At 58.2% G+C, this 17,808-nt stretch carries 12 protein-coding genes; 5 read left to right on the forward strand and 7 right to left on the reverse strand.

Annotation, left to right across the window (positions count from 1 at the left end; genetic code table 11):
• Nucleotides 1–18: 18 nt before the first annotated feature.
• The 5 genes from pth to ACR0I7_RS10805 all read right to left on the reverse strand — a co-directional run bounded on the left by pth (nucleotide 19) and on the right by ACR0I7_RS10805 (nucleotide 4,305).
• Nucleotides 19–702 (reverse strand): aminoacyl-tRNA hydrolase, encoded by a 684-nt coding sequence (pth, locus tag ACR0I7_RS10785; RefSeq protein ID WP_480510837.1) that lies wholly within the window; start codon nucleotides 700–702, stop codon nucleotides 19–21.
• A 140-nt stretch (nucleotides 703–842) separates the two neighbouring features.
• Nucleotides 843–1,493: a 50S ribosomal protein L25/general stress protein Ctc gene (locus ACR0I7_RS10790; RefSeq protein WP_480510839.1), complete on the reverse strand. Its 651-nt coding sequence runs from the start codon at nucleotides 1,491–1,493 to the stop codon at nucleotides 843–845.
• A gap of 121 nt (nucleotides 1,494–1,614) precedes the next feature.
• The gene (locus ACR0I7_RS10795; protein ID WP_480510841.1) at nucleotides 1,615–2,781 is read right to left on the reverse strand and encodes an alpha-hydroxy acid oxidase; all 1,167 of its coding nucleotides are present in this window, start codon (nucleotides 2,779–2,781) and stop codon (nucleotides 1,615–1,617) included.
• A gap of 164 nt (nucleotides 2,782–2,945) precedes the next feature.
• Complete coding sequence (trpA, locus tag ACR0I7_RS10800) at nucleotides 2,946–3,737, reverse strand: tryptophan synthase subunit alpha (protein ID WP_480510843.1); 792 nt, start codon at nucleotides 3,735–3,737, stop codon at nucleotides 2,946–2,948.
• 79 nt (nucleotides 3,738–3,816) lie between these two features.
• Entirely contained in the window at nucleotides 3,817–4,305 is a 489-nt protein-coding gene (locus tag ACR0I7_RS10805; protein WP_480510845.1) for an acyloxyacyl hydrolase, read from the reverse strand.
• A 197-nt stretch (nucleotides 4,306–4,502) separates the two neighbouring features.
• Here ACR0I7_RS10805 and ychF point away from each other — a divergent pair, with 197 nt between their 5' ends.
• The 5 genes from ychF to fdhF all read left to right on the forward strand — a co-directional run bounded on the left by ychF (nucleotide 4,503) and on the right by fdhF (nucleotide 11,736).
• Nucleotides 4,503–5,600 carry a redox-regulated ATPase YchF gene (ychF, locus tag ACR0I7_RS10810; RefSeq protein ID WP_480510847.1) on the forward strand — a complete coding sequence of 366 codons (1,098 nt, stop codon included), beginning with the start codon at nucleotides 4,503–4,505 and terminating at the stop codon, nucleotides 5,598–5,600.
• 155 nt (nucleotides 5,601–5,755) lie between these two features.
• The gene (locus tag ACR0I7_RS10815; protein ID WP_480510849.1) at nucleotides 5,756–6,202 is read left to right on the forward strand and encodes a DUF6653 family protein; all 447 of its coding nucleotides are present in this window, start codon (nucleotides 5,756–5,758) and stop codon (nucleotides 6,200–6,202) included.
• A gap of 66 nt (nucleotides 6,203–6,268) precedes the next feature.
• Nucleotides 6,269–7,150, forward strand: a complete 882-nt coding sequence (locus ACR0I7_RS10820; protein ID WP_480511170.1) for a LysR family transcriptional regulator — start codon at nucleotides 6,269–6,271, stop codon at nucleotides 7,148–7,150.
• Between the two features lie 85 nt (nucleotides 7,151–7,235).
• Nucleotides 7,236–8,939 carry an NAD(P)H-dependent oxidoreductase subunit E gene (locus ACR0I7_RS10825; RefSeq protein WP_480510851.1) on the forward strand — a complete coding sequence of 568 codons (1,704 nt, stop codon included), beginning with the start codon at nucleotides 7,236–7,238 and terminating at the stop codon, nucleotides 8,937–8,939.
• A 13-nt stretch (nucleotides 8,940–8,952) separates the two neighbouring features.
• The gene (fdhF, locus tag ACR0I7_RS10830) at nucleotides 8,953–11,736 is read left to right on the forward strand and encodes a formate dehydrogenase subunit alpha (RefSeq protein WP_480510853.1); all 2,784 of its coding nucleotides are present in this window, start codon (nucleotides 8,953–8,955) and stop codon (nucleotides 11,734–11,736) included.
• Between the two features lie 63 nt (nucleotides 11,737–11,799).
• On the opposite strand, the gene ACR0I7_RS10835 is transcribed toward fdhF, so the two are convergent.
• The gene (locus tag ACR0I7_RS10835; protein ID WP_480510854.1) at nucleotides 11,800–15,882 is read right to left on the reverse strand and encodes a translocation/assembly module TamB domain-containing protein; all 4,083 of its coding nucleotides are present in this window, start codon (nucleotides 15,880–15,882) and stop codon (nucleotides 11,800–11,802) included.
• Nucleotides 15,879–17,684, reverse strand: coding sequence for an autotransporter assembly complex protein TamA (locus tag ACR0I7_RS10840; RefSeq protein WP_480510856.1), 1,806 nt, complete (start codon nucleotides 17,682–17,684; stop codon nucleotides 15,879–15,881). The genes ACR0I7_RS10835 and ACR0I7_RS10840 overlap by 4 nt, the downstream gene beginning before the upstream one ends.
• Between the last annotated feature and the right edge of the window lie 124 nt (nucleotides 17,685–17,808).

Here is a 17,808-nt window from a genome sequence, read left to right on the forward strand (position 1 = left end):
AGGGGCAGGGCGAATGTTCTATTTGAACTTGTCCAGAAGCTTCTGCATCGCCGAACGCTCATCCGTTGCGGGTTCCGGTTGTTTGGCAGGTTCCCGAGTGGGTTTGGCGGCTTGGGGTGACTTGGAGGATCGCGGAGGCGCAGTGCGCAGGGCGATTGCATTCATGAACTTCCCGGCATCCCCCTGTGCCAGATGATCAGCACCATCCGAGACGCCGCGCAGCACGTCTTCCAGCCATTCGCTCTCGGCCTTGGCGAAATCGCTCAGAACATAGGGCGAGACCATCTCTTTGCGACCGGGATGGCCGATGCCCAGCCGGACCCGGTCATAGGCTGCGCCGATGTGCTCATGAACCGACCGCAGCCCGTTATGGCCGGCATGACCACCACCTGCTTTGACGCGGACTTTGCCCGGGGCCAGATCCAGTTCATCGTGAAACACGGTCACGTCGGTTGACTCGAGCTTGTAGAACCGCATCGCTTCGCCAACGGATTGACCTGAGCGGTTCATGAATGTTGCAGGTTTGAGAAGCAGGATTTTTTCGGTGCCCAGACGACCTTCGGCGATCTCACCCTGAAACTTGGTTTTCCAGGGGCCAAAGCCATGATCTTTGGCAATTCTGTCCACGGCCATGAAGCCGATATTGTGCCGGTTGCCTGCGTATTTTGACCCGGGGTTTCCCAGCCCAACAAACAGCTTCATCGTTCAGCCCTCATCTTGCGCCGCCTGCCACATGCGCAGGTGATCGCACGATTTTAACCCAAAACACCACCCCGCGTCGCGCCGAGACAAAAAAACGAGGCCCGGAGGCCTCGTTTCGTGATCTTCCTATGACCGAAGACTTATTCTTCTTCGCCGATCACTTCGACTTCGTCTACAGCAACTTCGCCGTCTTCGCCTTCATCGTCATCGCTGGTCGCCAGACCGGTCGGTGCCGAGATGTTTGCAATTACGAAGTCACGATCAATAGTCGGTTTCGTGCCCGAAGGCAGATCGACCGACGAAATGGTCACAACGTCGTTGATGTTCAGACCTGTCAGATCAACAGTGATCTTCTCAGGGATTTCACCTGCGGTACACATCAGCTCGATTTCCGGGCGGACAACGGTCAGAACGCCGCCCTTTTTGATGCCAGGCGCTTCTTCTTCGTTGACGAACTCAACCGGGATGAACAGTGCGATCTTGGTGGTCCGGCGCAGGCGCATCAGGTCCAGGTGGGTCGGCAGATCTTTGACGACATCACGCTGAACGTCGCGGCAGATGACGCGCACGTCTTCGTGGCCGTCAACCTTCAGGTTCCACAGGGTCGATTTGAACCGGCCCGCTTTCAGGCGCTTGAACAGTTCGTTGAACGGAATCTGGATCGGCAGCGGCTCTTTGTCGCCACCAAACACAATGCCCGGAACCATGCCGTCGCGGCGTGCTTGACGAGCGGCGCCCTTGCCTGTCCCCGTCCGTTCCAGAGCTACGAGATCAGGAATCTCTCCAGCCATGATAATTCTCCAATGTTAGGGCGGGCATCCTCCAAGGCTGTATGCCCGCGTGAAGCCGCGTCCTTAGCTTGATTCACTCAGTTTGGAAAGGGCTTTTTGGCAGGCTTACACTGCAAAGGCGTCAGGTTTGCCACCGGCCTGCAAAATCTTCCGGAACAAGCAGGTTGTGGCGCCCCAGACCTGATACGTTCCGCTCTCCGCATAGTGCCATCGTGGTGTCCAGTTCGTTCCTGATAACCTCAAGCGCGGTCGTGACACCCTTTTGTCCCATGGCCCCCAGTCCATAGACAAATGCGCGACCAATGTAGGTGCCTTTGGCCCCAAGCGCGAGCGCCTTTAGGACGTCCTGACCAGAGCGGATGCCGCTGTCTAAATGGACCTCAACGCTGTCGCCGACCGCATCCATGATCTCGGGCAGCACACGGATCGAGCTGAGCGCGCCATCTAGTTGGCGCCCGCCGTGGTTGGAAACGACGATGGCGTCCGCACCCAGCTTCGCCGCCATTTTTGCATCCTCTGCATCGAGAATGCCCTTGAGGATCACCTTGCCGCCCCATTGGTTCATCAGTTTCTCGACCTTATTCCAGTCAAGGCTCGGATCGAATTGTTCGGCGGTCCATGCACCGAGGGATGATGCGTCCGAGATACCTTCGACATGGCCTACGATATTGCCGAACTCGCGACGCTTGGCGCGCAGCATCTCAAGGCCCCAAACCCATTTTGTCATCAGGTTGGCGATGGTTTTGGGTGTCAGTTTTGGCGGGGCTGACAGGCCGTTTTTTAGATCTTTGTGCCGCTGTCCAAGGATTTGCAGATCAAGTGTGATGACCAGCGCCGAGCATTTTGCATCTTTGGCCCGCTGAATCAGGCGGCTGACATAGTCATCGTCCTTCATCGTATAGAGCTGAAACCAGAACGGCGCGCTGGTGTATTCCGCGACATCCTCGATTGAGTTGATCGACATGGTGGACAGGGTGAACGGAACGCCGAACGCTTCGGCTGCTTTGGCCGCTTTTATCTCACCATCCGCGTGTTGCATGCCTGTCAGCCCCACGGGGGCCAGCGCGACCGGCATCGACACGTCCTGACCGATCATTTGCGACGCTGTGGACCGTCCGCTCATGTCAACAGCAACACGCTGGCGCAGACGGATCTCCTCGAAATCGGAACTGTTGTCGCGAAAGGTCTGCTCGGTCCAGCTGCCGCTTTCCGCATAGTCGTAGAACATACGAGGGACGCGTCGCTCATAGATGCGTTTCAGGTCTTCGATATTGGTGATGACAGGCATAAACTGAGACCTTAGCTAGTATTGGTTATATTTTTTTACCAATTTTCCACAGTCGCCGCAACAGTGCCGTTGATCGCCGCGCACAGAGGACCTGCTTCAATAAGAAACCGCCACTGGGCTGTGCCCGGTGGCGGTGAACTAATCATAGCAAGATTGAGGTATGATCAGGCGCGATGCGCACCATCCGCAAGCGATTTTACGAAATCGAGTACTTCCGGTACCGGTTTTCCAGCGCCGATCTGACTGACAATAGCGGACCCTACAACCGCACCGTCGGCGACGCTGGCGATGTTTTGGGACTTTTCGGGGGTGTTAATACCAAAGCCGACGATGACGGGCAGATCGGTTGAGGACTTGATCCGGGCCACTTCGGGGCCGACATCGGCGGCTTGTGCTTCTGCAGCACCGGTGATGCCGGTGATGGACACATAGTAGACAAAGCCCGACGTATTCTGCAGCACGCGCGGCAGGCGATTGTCATCGGTTGTAGGGGTGGCGAGGCGGATAAAGTTCAACCCGGCGGCCTGCGCTGGAAGACACAGTTCTTCATCTTCCTCAGGGGGCAGGTCGACGACAATCAAACCATCGATGCCCGCTGCTTTTGCGTCCTCAAGAAAGGTCTCCACACCCCGGTTATAGATCGGGTTGTAGTAGCCCATCAGAACAATCGGCGTGGTGTCATCCGTTTCACGAAACGTACGTGCCAGATCCAACGTGCGCTGCAGCGTCATGCCGTGGTCCAGCGCCCGTTGGCCTGCTGCCTGAATAGTCGGGCCGTCCGCCATCGGGTCAGTGAAGGGCAGACCCAGTTCAATCACATCAACGCCGGCACCGGGAAGCCCCTTTACCACCTCAAGCGAGGTGTCATAGTCAGGGTCGCCCGCCATGACATAGGCAACAAAAGCCTTTTTTCCTTCGGCTTTCAGGGCTGCGAACTTGGCGTCGATACGGGTCATCGGGTGTCCTTGCAAACAGGTTTCGACCTGATGTGCAGAAACTTTTCCCGAAAATCAATCCCGGTCCTGATCAGATCAGCTAGAAGTCATAGTGATATCTGACAAGCAGCGCGTTCACGCCCGGATTTTCTTCTTGCGTACTGGCATTGGATTTGTGGGTGACCGCAAGTGAAATCTTGTTCCCGCCATCCAGCGTGTAGCCGATGCCAAACAGGCTGCGGATCTGAAAGCTGCCGCCAAGATCATTCAGGGCGTTGGCTTCGTCATAGTAGCCGGGCATCACGCTGCCTTCCAGGAACCAGCGATCTGCAAAACTGTAGATCCCAACCAGTCCGACACCGATATGGGTGTCACCATCTTCGTCGACTGACAGCGCACCACCCCATGTGGCGCTAAACCGAGTGGCTTCGTGAAAAGGCTTATGCTGATACTCCAGTGAAAAGATCGCTTGGTCCACAGACTGGCTGTCGGAGTAGTCCGCGTATCCTGCGCCCAAGATAACGGATTGGGCTTGGGCAGTTGTTGCAGCGGCCAAAAGCGCAACAGAAACAAGGAAAGACTTCATCATTGGTACTCGGCATTATGCATTTTGTGATCGCTAAATGGTCACCGTAGATGGCATGGTTCAATGGGAACAAGCCGGTTTGCCTCCAACATTTTCGTGATGTTGCCAAATCGCCCTATCTGATTGGGCTGCTTTGTCTGCCTTGCGTCTTGGCCCGGACCTGCATAGAAGCAGCCGTCGAATGACATCAGGAGACCGTCATGGGCTTTAAAATGGGAATTGTGGGTTTGCCGAATGTCGGCAAGTCGACCCTCTTCAATGCGCTGACCAAAACTGCAGCTGCACAAGCGGCAAATTTCCCGTTCTGTACCATTGAGCCGAATGTCGGCGATGTTGCCGTGCCTGACGACCGCCTGGACAAGCTGGCGGCGATTGCCAGCTCGAAACAGATCATTCCGACGCGGATGACGTTTGTGGATATCGCCGGTCTGGTGAAAGGGGCCTCGCAAGGTGAGGGGTTGGGTAACCAGTTTCTAGCCAATATCCGTGAGACGGACGCGATTGCCCATGTCCTGCGCTGTTTCGAAGATGGTGACGTGACCCATGTGGATGGCCGCGTTGATCCGGTGGCCGATGCAGATACGATCGAAACTGAGTTGATGCTTGCTGATCTGGAAAGCATCGAAAAGCGCCGGGCCAATCTGGTGCGCAAGCTGAAAGGCAATGACAAAGAGGCGCAACAGCAAGAACGCCTGTTGGCCGAAGCGCAACAGATGCTGGAAAGCGGCAAACCCGCGCGCCTGGTTGAGGTCTCGAACGAAGACGCCAAAGCGTGGAAAATGCTGCAACTGCTGACGACCAAACCGGTGCTCTATGTCTGTAACGTATCCGAGGAAGAAGCCGCCGAGGGCAACGAATACTCCGCCAAAGTGGCCGAGATGGCGGCGGCGCAGGGCAATTCCCACGTTATCATCAGTGCCAAGATCGAAGAAGAGATCAGCCTGCTGGAGGATGACGAGGCGGAGATGTTCCTTAGCGAGATGGGTTTGGAAGAGCCCGGTCTCGACCGTCTGATCCGTGCCGGTTATGATCTGCTAAAACTGGAAACCTATTTCACCGTCGGCCCCAAAGAGGCCCGCGCCTGGACTATTCGCACAGGTACCGCCGCCCCGCAGGCAGCAGGCGTGATTCATGGTGATTTCGAAAAAGGCTTCATTCGGGCCGAAACTATCGCCTATGACGACTATATTGCTGCGAATGGTGAGCAGGGGGCCAAAGAGGCAGGTAAAATGCGTGCCGAGGGCAAAGGCTATATCGTCAAGGACGGAGATGTGATGCATTTCCTCTTCAATACGTAGACTTCTGTAGTTGCGCTAAGAAGGGTTAAGGTGCGATTGCGGGCGCATTGAAATCACGATCACCGTACCACAGATTTAGAGTGACTAAATTCTAAATTGAGTGAGATAGCGCCCGTATGATTGACATATTCAAATCCGCAGAGCGCTTGATGGCCATGGACGACGCCACTTGGGCACGGCACGCAAACCCTTGGAGCGTCTATACCAGGTTTAGCTGTTTGCCTCTGTTCGTGCTGGCCATCTGGTCGCGTGTTTGGTTCGGGTGGTGGGCACTTATTCTGTTTGGTCTGGTTGTGTTTTGGACATGGGCGAATCCTCGTCTTTTCGGCCCGCCGTCGTCACTGGATAGTTGGGCCGCGCAAGGGGTCATGGGCGAGCGGGTGTTTTTGGACAGAAAACGGCAACCCGTTGCAGAACATCATGTTCGAATGGCGTATATCTTGACGACGTTGTCGGTGATCGGGCTGTTGATCTTAACGTGGGGCCTAATTTCTCTGGACTTATGGGCGGCAATCTGCGGGCTTGTTCTGGCGATGATATCGAAGGTCTGGTTCGTCGACCGGATGGTGTGGATTTTTCAAGACCAGGAAGGTCAACCGTGACAGCGTTCTCTGTGTGCCCATCCGGATGAGTCATAGGGCGTAAGCCAGTTTAAGAGAGGGTGAATGATGATCGAAATCCGTGATCTGCAGCTCCTCAGCGCTCTGGCGCGGCATCGGCATTTTGCCAAGGCAGCTGAGGAATGTGGCATTTCGCAGCCTGCCTTCTCGATGCGCATTCGCAATCTCGAAGACCGGTTGGGTGTGTCTATTGTCCGCCGTGCCAACCGGTTTCAGGGACTCACCGAGGAAGGTGAGATGATTGTCCAGCGGGCGAGACGTATTCTTGACGATACCAAAGCATTGGAACAGCAGGTATTGGCTGCAAAAGGTGAGATTAGCGGCACGCTTGTCTTGGGCGTCATACCAACAGCCAGTGGGTTTACCGGACGACTGATAAAGCGGTTGCGCCAGGCCCACCCCCGGATTGTCACCAGAGTCGAAACCATGTCGTCGACAGCCATACAGCACCGGCTTGACGAAGGCAGCCTGGATGCTGGGATCACATATTGCGAAAGAATCGGAACGGATCTACGCGATGTGCGGCCACTCTATGAAGAAAGCTATGTGCTTTTGCTTCCGGCTGATATGACAGACGAAACCGGACCAGTCCCATGGGCAAGGGTTGCAGACTTTCCGCTCAGTCTCCTTGAACCGCAAATGCAGAATCGGCGCATCCTTGACCGTATCTTTGCTGAACAAGGGCTGCATCCCGATGTTGTGGCTGAAACCAGCGGCTTCACAGCGTCGATGGTCATGGCGCGTGAAGGGGTCGCGGCAACTGTGGTTCCCCAAGTTCTGGTCACCGCCTTAGGAGATTTGACCGGGACCAAAGTGCTGCCTTTGGTCGATCCTGTTGTGAGTAAGCCGATTTGTCTGGCGACTCTTACGCGTGCGCCGGAATTACCTACTGTTGCGGCCTTACGCGCAGTGGTGACGTCTTTACCGTAGTAAGCTGTCGTTATCGTGCGATTGCGTTTTGCGATTTGACGATATGCTGGCGTGATGAGACACGGGGCCTCTATCGGAGGGCATTATGGCACCACTAGATACCAAGCCATCAGGCGCGCCAAAAGGCGTCTGGAAGTCAGGTAAAGGCAAGGGGCGGCACACGCCCAAAGGCCGTCAGTTTACGGATGAGGCGCAGGCCGAGATTCACCGCCTGCTGGGCGATCGTCCAAGGCGCCGTGACCTGTTGATCGAGTTTCTGCATTTGATCCAAGATGCACATGGTCATATCAGCGCCGACCACATTGCTGCTCTGTCTGTAGAGATGCGGATCGGTCAGGCCGAGATTTACGAAACAGCGACCTTCTATGCCCATTTCGATGTGGTGAAAGAGGATGAAACGCCTCCGCCCGCACTGACGATCCGTGTCTGTGATTCCCTTTCTTGCGAAATGGCCGGTGCTCAGCAGCTGCAAAAAGCGCTGGAGGATGGGTTGGACGCGTCCGAGGTGCGAGTTGTCCGCGCGCCCTGTATGGGGCGTTGCGATACAGCGCCGGTGCTTGAGATCGGTCACAATCACATCGATCATGCGACTCCCGAAAAGGTGCAGGCCGCAATTGCGGCGGGCGACACCCATGCGCATCTGCCCGACTACGAAACGTTTGCCGCCTACGAGGCGAACGGTGGTTACACCAAACTGAAAGAACTGCGCGCCGGCGGCGATTGGGAGACGGTGCAGGAGGACGTGCTGTCATCGGGCCTGCGCGGTCTGGGGGGTGCCGGTTTCCCGTCGGGTAAGAAATGGGGCTTTGTTCGCATGAACGAGGGTCCACGCTATTTGGCCGTGAACGGGGACGAAGGCGAGCCCGGCACGTTCAAAGACCGCTATTATCTGGAGCGTACGCCGCATGTCTTTCTTGAAGGCATGCTGATCGCCGCTTGGGCGGTCGAGGCTGAGACCTGCTTTATCTACATGCGCGACGAATACCCTGCTGTGCTGGAGATCCTGCGCCGCGAGATCGCGGCGCTGGAACAGGCCGGGATTGTCGAGACTGGTTATATCGACCTGCGCCGTGGCGCGGGTGCTTATATCTGCGGCGAAGAATCGGCGATGATTGAATCGATCGAGGGTAAAAAGGGCCTGCCACGCCATCGTCCTCCGTTTGTGGCGCAGGTTGGGGTCTTTAACCGTCCGACACTCGTGCACAATGTTGAGACGCTCTATTGGGTTACTAAAGTGTGCCGTGAAGGACCGGAATGCCTCAACAGCACTGAAAAAAATGGCCGCACGGGCCTGCGAAGCTATTCGGTTTCGGGCCGGGTGGCGCAGCCGGGTGTCTATCTGCTGCCTGCGGGGTCGACCATTCTGGATGTAATCGAGGCTGCTGGAGGCATGTCTGAAGGCCAGACCTTCAAAGCCTATCAGCCCGGTGGTCCTTCTTCGGGTTTGCTGCCAGCATCGATGGACGATATCCCGCTGGATTTCGACACGTTGCAACCGCATGGCACCTTCATCGGCTCGGCGGCGGTGGTGGTTCTGTCCGATCAGGACACCGCCCGCGATGCCGCGCTGAACATGCTGCGGTTCTTCGAGGATGAAAGCTGCGGTCAGTGCACCCCCTGTCGGGCGGGCTGTGAAAAGGCGGTCAAGCTGATGCAGGCCGAGAAATGGGACACCGATCTGCTGGAAGACCTGTGTCAGGTCATGGGCGATGCCTCGATCTGCGGTTTGGGGCAGGCGGCTCCGAACCCGATCCGGCTGGTCATGAAACATTTCGCTGACGAAATCTGAGGGAGACAGAGCCATGCTTGATGCAAGCCCAACCAAGACCGTCACCTTCAACCTGAATGGCGATGACGTCACCGTGCCCGAGGGCACCACGATCTGGGAAGCGGCCAATGGCCGTGGACTGGTGATCCCGCACCTGTGCCACAAACCGGCGCCGGGCTACAAACCGGATGGCAACTGCCGCGCCTGTATGGTCGAGGTGGAAGGCGAGCGCACGCTGGTCGCCTCGTGCATCCGCCCGGCGGCCGAGGGGATGGTGGTCAAGACCGACACCGACCGTGCCGAGAAATCGCGCGCCATGGTCATGGAGCTGCTGGTGGCCGACCAGCCCGAGCAGCCGCATGATGTGTCCAGCCACTTCTGGGACATGGCCAAGCTGAACGATGTCAGCGACAGCCGTTTCCCAGCGAAAGAGGCCGAGAAGATCCCTTTGCTGGATGACAGCCACGTTGCGATGCGCGTCAATCTGGATGCCTGCATCAACTGCAATCTCTGCGTTCGGGCCTGCCGCGACGTGCAGGTCAATGACGTGATCGGCATGGCCGGTCGCGGGCATACTGCGCAGGTGGTGTTCGATCAGAACGACCCGATGGGTGCGTCGACCTGCGTGGCCTGTGGTGAATGCGTTCAGGCTTGTCCCACCGGTGCTCTGATGCCTGCCACCGTTCTGGATGACCAGCAACAGGGCGACAGCAAAGACTACGACAGCGAAACCGAGAGCGTCTGCCCGTTCTGCGGTGTGGGCTGCAAGGTCTCGCTGAAGGTCAAGGATGGTAAGGTCAAATATGTCGAGGGCATCAATGGCCCTGCTAACGAAGGCCGCCTGTGTGTCAAAGGCCGCTTTGGGTTCGACTACATTCACCATCCGCACCGCCTGACCAAGCCGCTGATCCGGCGTGAGGATGCGCCTGAGAAAGGCTTGAATGTCGACCCGTCAGACCTGTCGACCCATTTCCGCGAAGCGACATGGGAAGAGGCAATGGATCTGGCCGGCACCAGACTGAAAGCCTTGCGCGACGAAGACCCGCGCAGCGTTGCTGGTTTCGGTTCGGCCAAATGCACCAACGAAGAAGCCTATCTGTTCCAGAAGTTCATCCGTCAGGGCTTCCGCCACAACAATGTCGACCACTGCACCCGTCTTTGCCATGCGTCGTCTGTGGCCGCTTTGATCGAGAACGTAGGCTCGGGCGCGGTGACGGCTGCGTTCAACGACATCAAGGACGCGGATGTAGCGATCATCATCGGGGCCAACCCGATTGAAAACCATCCCGTCGCGGCGACTTATTTCAAGCAGTTCACCAAACGCGGTGGCAAGCTGATCGTGATGGATCCGCGCGGCGTTGGCATGCGCAAGTTCGCCCATGAGATGCTGCAATTCCGTCCAGGCGCCGATGTCTCGATGCTCAACGCGATCATGAATGTGATCGTCGAGGAAGAGCTGTATGACAGCCAGTACATTCATCGCTGGACCGAGAATTGGGAAGCCGAGAAAGAGCACCTGCGCCAGTTCACGCCCGAGGCGATGTCGCCGATCTGCGGCATCGAACCGGATCAGCTGCGCCGCGTGGCCCGCACCTTTGCACAGGCCAAAGCCGGTCTGATCTTTTGGGGCATGGGCGTCAGCCAACATATCCATGGCACTGACAACTCGCGCTGCCTGATCTCGCTGGCCCTGATGACCGGCAATGTCGGCAAGCCGGGCGCGGGTCTGCACCCGCTGCGCGGCCAGAACAACGTGCAGGGTGCGTCAGATGCGGGTCTGATCCCGATGTTCCTGCCGGACTATAAGACTGTCACGGATGACGCTATCCGCGCACAATTCACGGATGTCTGGGGGTCCGAGGATTTCTCGAACGAGAAGGGCCTGACCGTCACCGAGATCATTGATCAAATTTATGCGCGCAATATCAAGGGCATGTATATCCTGGGTGAAAACCCGGCCATGTCCGACCCGGATGTTAACCACGCGCGTGAGGCGCTGGCCAAGCTGGATCTGATGATCGTGCAGGACATCTTCCTGACGGAAACGGCGAACTACGCCGATATTATCCTGCCCGCCTCGGCGCTTTATGAAAAGAACGGCACTGTGTCGAACACCAACCGTCAGGTTCAACGGGTGCGTCCGGCTGTGACTCCTCCGGGTGAGGCGCGCGAGGATTGGCAGATCACTGTCGATCTGGCGCAGCGGATCGGGCTGAACTGGGATTATACGGATGTGTCTCAGGTCTTTGCCGAGATGAAGCTGACCATGGGTTCATTGAACAACATCACCTGGGAACGTCTGGAAAACGAGACCATCACCTATCCATCGCTTTCCGAGACTGACCCCGGCCAGTCCATTGTGTTTGGTGACGGTTTCCCCCGCACCGAGGGCAAAGCCCGGTTCACCCCGGCCAGCGTCGTTCCGCCCGACGAGGCGCCGGACGAAGAATACCCGATGATCGCCACCACGGGCCGTCAGTTGGAGCATTGGCACACCGGTTCTATGACCCGTCGTGCCAAGGTTCTGGATGCGGTCGAGCCTGAGGCCAACTGTTCAATGAACCCGCGTACGCTCAAACTGATGAGCGTTCAGCCGGGCGAGATGATCCGCCTGACCACACGCCGTGGCTCGATCGAGATCATGGTTCGGGCCGATCGTGCGATTGCCGAGGATATGGTGTTTGTCCCCTTTGCTTATGTCGAAGCGGCGGCGAACATCCTGACCAACTCGGCCATCGATCCCTATGGAAAAATCCCCGAGTTCAAGTTCTCGGCGGTTCGTGTCGAAAAGATCGAAGACGCCGTCGCGGCGGAATAACTTCCAACCATCTCCGCAAGGGCAGCGCATATAGGGCTGCCCTTTTTTTCTGAGGTATGGCCGTCAGTAGTCCCGCTCGAAAAAGATACCAAGTCCAGTCTCGCCACGCCCATCCACGGTTCCGCGCACTGTGAAATTGTCAGTGACATCGAGGTTGAGGTTCACCTCGGTATCGCCCTCAGTATTGACGGTGAAATCGGTATAGAGATTGTCGCTCAGATACGCGCCGGCACCCAGGCGCCCCGCGCCGCCTTCTGTGGCGCCGATGTCGATCGTGTCGGCCCCGGTGGCGTTGCGCAGCCCTTTGGTGGTATCGCCCCCGGCGCCGCTCAGCTGTGCGAGCGAAGCCGCCATTTGCGCGATCACGAAGGGGGACAGTTCAGTGAACCGATTGCCGAACAACAACATGGCCAGAGCCTCTTCGGCGGGCCGCTCGGGATCTGAGAACACATCAACTTCGGGCGCATCAAGGGGGCCGGCGATCTCGATTGTTGCGGTGCCGTCTGATGTGCTGGTCGACGATTCAAATTCAATATAGGGTTTCAGGTCCCCCTGCAGCGTCACCAGACCCTTGGTTAGCGCCAGCCTGCGCCCCAGAATGTCGATAGTGCCGCGGATCAGTTCGATCTGGCCCGAGGGGACAACCGCGGCCGTGGTGCCGCCGATCTGGATTTGTCCGCCCAGTTCAGCGTTCACGCCCCGCCCGCGTACGAACACCGCCTTGGGGGCGGACAGGCCGACATTCAGCGCGATACGCGAGTCGCTTTTCTGGCCGCCTTCGGTTTCGACCAGCCGCGCGCGTTCGCGCGTAACATAGCTGGCATTGCTTTCATTGAGATGCTTGATCGGCGGGATCGGGGCCGCGCCCACCGCGCCAATTGCTGCGGCGAGATTGATATTGGTTTCGCCGAAATTGACCTGCCCGGAGATCGAACTGTTGCCCGCAAGGGCCCCTGTCATGGCGATCTGACCGTTCAGTGTCGTTTCGTAAAGCCGTTGATCCGTCAGCACCAGATTGTTCAGCGCGGTCGTGATCTGGGCGTTGAAGGGCGGGGTCAGGTCGACCGGCCCGCTGACGGTGAAATTGCCCCCCGTACGCAGCCCGCCTTGCAGGGAAATGGCGGCGCGGCTCTGGGCAAGATCGATTTTTCCGCCGATTCCCGTAATGGTCTGACCGACGCTTGGGATGGCCATCGAGGTGCCGGATGTGGTGATCGTCCCGCTGAGTGCGCTGAGCGCCGGTTTGCCCTTGAGCGCCAGATTGAATTGGGCTGTGCCGTCAATTTTGTTCGGCGTGATAAAGATGTTGGCGATGCCGATATTCACACCGCCTTGCGCGCTCAGATCAGCCTGGGTCGTGGTTTCGTCAAAGGTGCCGGCGACCTTGGCGTCAATGCCGGCCGGGCCTTGTGCGCTGGCGTCGATTGTCCAGACACCGTGGGCGCGTTTGGCCGTTCCGGTCGCGGCCACGCTGCCGGGAAAGTCGGGTGCGAAACGTTCGATACGATTGAGCTTGGCGTCGAAATCCACATCGGCCGATCCATCGCTGTTCACCGTGCCGATGAGGCTGGCATAGGAACTGTCTGGCCCCTGCAACCGCGCCGTCCCTTCGAGGCCAGAGCTGGTTGGCGCGACATTCCCGTCCAGCTTCAGCGGGCCGGAAAGCGTTGCAGAGAGGCGGCTCAGGTCATCCAGAGCGGCGGTGAAGCTCAGACCCCCGGCGTCGCGGTCCAACTGACCAGATGCGTTGGCCGACAAGGCAGTGCCAGTCAGGCGGAACGTTTGAATATTCAGCCCCTGATCATCGTTGCTGGCGTCAACCGTCAACGTGGTGCGGCCCTCTATCAGCTTATCGAGCGTGTCTATACCGGTTTGGATATCATCCGCGTTCACGTTGCCCTGAACGTCAAAGGTTTTGCTGCTTTGGTTGCCGTTGCCCGTGACATTTGCGTCCAGCGACCCGGCAAGCTGACGACCGGCCAGACCGGAAAACAGGGACAGGTCGGGCACCGCCGCCTGCACCTTGCCGTAGACGGCAAGCGCCCCGGTCGGGTCATCGATCGTTGCGGCGATCTGGGCGATCAGGGCAGCTCCATTGACGGTCGCGCTGCGGATGACAATCTGATCACCGGCTTTGGAGCCATCGAATTTAAGAACCGTGCGCCCGCGCAGCAGTGGATCAATCTCTGCCATGCCAGTCTGGATATTGGTGCCGGTGACACTGGCCGTGCCATCGAATTCGAGCGTTTGAACAGTGCCAACACCATCCAACTGTGCCTGCACCGCGCCGGACAGATCACGCTTGGCCAAGCCGGAAAAGATCGACAGATCGCTGGCATTCACGCGGGCCTGGCCGTCAATCTTCAGATTGCCATCCGGCGTGCTGACCGCGCCGCTGGCCTGCGCGTTCAGGGTTTCGCTGGTGACGGTGAAATCGCGGATCGTAATCCCGTCCGAGCCGCGTTTGGCATCCAGCACAATGTCAGTTTCCCCGGCAATCACGGGATCGATATCATCGCGGCCGGTTGACAGGTTGCGGCCACTGACCGTCAGCAGGCCATCAAAACTGCCCTCAAGCGGCGAGCCTTGCCCCTCGACCCGGACAGAGGCGGCCCCACCCAGATCAAGTTTGGCCAATTGCGAGAATCTGGACAGGTCTTTGGCTTGCAATGAAGCAGAGCCATCCACCTGCAAGCCGGTCTCGAGCCCGCTGATCACCGCATCTGCGCCAAGCTCAAAATCGCTGCCGATCAGTTCGAAACCAGACAGCTTCAGCGTCTTGTCGCTGCCATAGTCGAATTGCCCGTCCAGCGTGGCGCGTTCGCCGATGGCGGCGTTCAGCGCGGGGTTGGACATATCGATGCCATCGAGGGCGGCCTGAAGATCGCCATCCATGCGCAGGCCACCGGTCTGGTCCAACGTGCCCTGACCGGTGATCCGGGCATGATCCAGTTTGATCTGACGCGCATTCACATCGTCTGCCGTGACGCTCAAATCCCAATGATTGCCGTTCTTGGCGTCAAACAGGGCCGAGATCTGGGCGGCGCCAATCGAGGTATCGCCCCCACTGACCGGCAAGATCACCGTATCCCCCTCGGGCGGTGTGATGCGCCCCTGCAGGGCCACAAGTTGTAGTTGCCCGTTCGAGGCAATGCTTAGCTGGCTTTCCAGCCTGAGCGCCTGCGCTGTGATCTCCATATCTGTGATGTCCAGCGCGCCGTCCGAATGGGTTTGCCCATCCACAAAAAGCTGCGTGTCGTCGCCAAAGAACGTGTCCATCTTTTCGGTCAGAAACGGTGTCAGATCACCGCCAAGGGTTGCGGTGAAGGCGATACCATCCGAGCCGGTGTCCTGCGCTGAGCGCAGCCGCACCTGTCCGGTCACCTTTTCGGTCCCATCGCTGCTGAGCCCGATATCAGCGGTAAAACCCGTTACAGGCCCCGATCCCTTTGCGGTCAGCCCGATGGGGGGGCTGTCAGGGACGCCAAGCGCGGTTGAGATCAGACCTCCTGAAGCCTCGGCCACAGTCAAATCCAGATTGATCTCGCGGCTGCTGTTCTGAAAGGCAGCGGTCAGGTTGATCGAATCTCCGGCTCTGTCCAGACGGCCAATCGCTAGGCTTGTGTCCAAAGCGCCGTCCGCCAGGGTCAGGTTTCCATCCACCATCAGATCGGCGGCAACACCGATCACGGGTTCGCCCAGTGTCAGTTCATCAATCCGCATCTCGCCAATCTCGATCGAGACGGGCAGCTCAGGTAGTTGAAAGGGCTGCGTTTCGACTGATGTCGGCTCTTCTTCTTTGGTTGTGGTGCCGGGTTTCCGGGCGATGTCGATTTCGGCCGCGGTCAGAGTGTTGACCGAAAACCGCCCCCGGATCAACGCCAGCCGGTTCCAATCCAGCTCTGCGTTTTTGATGGTCAGCCAAACGCCTTCGTCATCTGCAACGGTTATTTCCTCGATCGTGGCGCGTGAACTCAGCGCGCCCTGCAAACCGGTCACTTTGATGTTTCGGTCTTCGCCCGACAGTTTATCCTGCAGGAAGTTTTCCAGCATACTGCCGCCGCCATCTTCCTGCGCGTGCAAAGCTGTGGGCGCGCCGACCGTCAGCGCGGCGAAGGCCAGAGGATATGAAAGACGCCAGATCAAAAGGCCTGCCCGATCCCAAGATAAAACTGCAATCCATTGCCCGTGTCGCCCTGAACCGGATAGGCCAGATCAAATCTCAGCGGCCCAAACCCGCCCAGATCATACCGGACGCCCAGCCCGGCCCCGGCATGAAATTCAGAGTCGCCGGTGACAAAAGACGAAGTATCAACCATACCGTAATCGTAAAAACCAACCAGCGATATCTTTTCGGTTACCTTGCCACGCACCTCAGCGGACAGGCCAAGAAAGGATTTTCCCCCCGCCACACCGGTGCCTATGGGAATACCGAGGCTTTCAAAGGGTTGCCCCCGAACGGTTCCGGCCCCGCCCGAGAAAAACAGAAAATCCGGTGTGACCCCATCCGCCGGCGGTCCGATCACCGAGCCGATCTGAACGCGACCAGCCAGAACCAGCCTGCCAGAGCTGCGCAAATCCGTATAGGCGCGGCCATCAAAGAACAGCCTTAGGCCTGTATCGGTGCCCGAGACGCCAACAAAGGGCATAACCTGACTGTCCAGATAAAACCCGCGCGTTGCACTGACTTTGCTGTCGCGCTCGTCCCATTCCGAGCGAAACGGGATGATGAAATACCGGAACTTGCGGCCATCGCCATAAGCGTCATCAGCATCCGACAGCTGAAAGCCCGCCGCAACCTCGGCATAGAGCTTGTCAGAGAACGTCCGCCGCGCACCATATGTCAGCGACGCGACGCTGACATTGTAGTTCTCGGTGTTGCGTCGTTCCAGAAGCGCGCTCCAGAATGTGTTGTCATCCGGGCCCAGCCGGTCGGGTTGATCCAGCCGCAAGCCGATCCGTCCGTCAATATCCTCTGAGCCGCCTATATTGCGCACGGCGGCTTCGAATCGCAGCCGTTCAGCGCGCCGGAACACATTGCGGTGGGTCCAGGTGGCCGTCACATCCAGACCATCGCGTGAGGCCAACTCGATCCCAAAGGTCAGGCGACGCTTGGGCAGGTCTTCGAACGTGGCATCAAAATCCAGCGTGCCGTCGGGGTTTGCGGTCTCACGTTCCTTTATCGACACAACGCTAAAGGTGCCGGTGCGCCGCAGTCGCGTGCCGACCTTTTGCACCACTTCGGGGGAATAAACCTCTCCGGTCGGAAAGCCTGCGATCTTTTCGATCGAACGGGGGCGCACATCGGTGTCGCCCTGAATGAACAGCTTGCCAAAAGTCAGGCGGCGGCCGGGGTCCAGATCAATCTGAGCATCCAGCCGTGCCTGCGCATGTCTGGCAATGATCTCCTGATCCGCGACATCGGCCTTGGCATGGCCTGCCTCTTTCCACGCCTGTACCCCGGCAGAGGCCGCTTGTTGGATCGCGCCCGTGGTGGCGCGTTTGCCGGTGGCGAAATCGGTCGGCAAGTCGGTATCGGGGGCCAGCGGTTCAACGACCGCAGTGCCAAAGGAATAGGGCGGCCCTGGTTCAACGGTGATGACCGCGCGGTTGATCTGGGCGGGGACGGTCAGCGAACTGATCTGTGCCGCTTCCTGGCCGTCAAGCTTGATGCTGACGACGGGTGCGAAATACCCCTCATCATACATGATCTGCACGATGGTGCGATAATCCGACAGCGCAGCCGAAAGTATCTCCAGCGGCGTATCCAGCCCGCGCGACTCGGCGGTTGTAACAGATGAGGCTGCTTCCAGGCGCTCAACAAGTTCTTTGGAGGCGCCCGGCACGGTCAGCGTGGTTTCCAGCGCGGCGAGTGTTGTTGGTGACACAGCCGTCAGCATGCCTAAAAGCCAGACTCTCAGATTGGCTCGTGGCCTGCTGTCCTGCATCAGATGGCTCCAACTGCCCCTAGTTGAATTCACATGCGCCGCTTTGTACGTCTTGCGGCTGTAAGTTCATGTTAGAGCATCCGAACTGGGTCAGGGAAAGAAAATTAGCAACCCATTCATCATT

Source organism: Ruegeria sp. AM1 (genome assembly GCF_056540745.1).

What these genes read in the sequence shown, in the direction of transcription:
- ACR0I7_RS10840 (WP_480510856.1), bottom strand. Translation starts at nt 17,684, where the DNA reads ATGCAGGACAGCAGGCCACGAGCCAATCTGAGAGTCTGGCTTTTAGGC.
- ACR0I7_RS10795 (WP_480510841.1), bottom strand. Translation starts at nt 2,781, where the DNA reads ATGCCTGTCATCACCAATATCGAAGACCTGAAACGCATCTATGAGCGA.
- ychF (WP_480510847.1), top strand. Translation starts at nt 4,503, where the DNA reads ATGGGCTTTAAAATGGGAATTGTGGGTTTGCCGAATGTCGGCAAGTCG.
- ACR0I7_RS10820 (WP_480511170.1), top strand. Translation starts at nt 6,269, where the DNA reads ATGATCGAAATCCGTGATCTGCAGCTCCTCAGCGCTCTGGCGCGGCAT.
- trpA (WP_480510843.1), bottom strand. Translation starts at nt 3,737, where the DNA reads ATGACCCGTATCGACGCCAAGTTCGCAGCCCTGAAAGCCGAAGGAAAA.
- ACR0I7_RS10815 (WP_480510849.1), top strand. Translation starts at nt 5,756, where the DNA reads ATGGACGACGCCACTTGGGCACGGCACGCAAACCCTTGGAGCGTCTAT.
- ACR0I7_RS10805 (WP_480510845.1), bottom strand. Translation starts at nt 4,305, where the DNA reads ATGATGAAGTCTTTCCTTGTTTCTGTTGCGCTTTTGGCCGCTGCAACA.
- pth (WP_480510837.1), bottom strand. Translation starts at nt 702, where the DNA reads ATGAAGCTGTTTGTTGGGCTGGGAAACCCCGGGTCAAAATACGCAGGC.
- ACR0I7_RS10825 (WP_480510851.1), top strand. Translation starts at nt 7,236, where the DNA reads ATGGCACCACTAGATACCAAGCCATCAGGCGCGCCAAAAGGCGTCTGG.
- ACR0I7_RS10790 (WP_480510839.1), bottom strand. Translation starts at nt 1,493, where the DNA reads ATGGCTGGAGAGATTCCTGATCTCGTAGCTCTGGAACGGACGGGGACA.
- fdhF (WP_480510853.1), top strand. Translation starts at nt 8,953, where the DNA reads ATGCTTGATGCAAGCCCAACCAAGACCGTCACCTTCAACCTGAATGGC.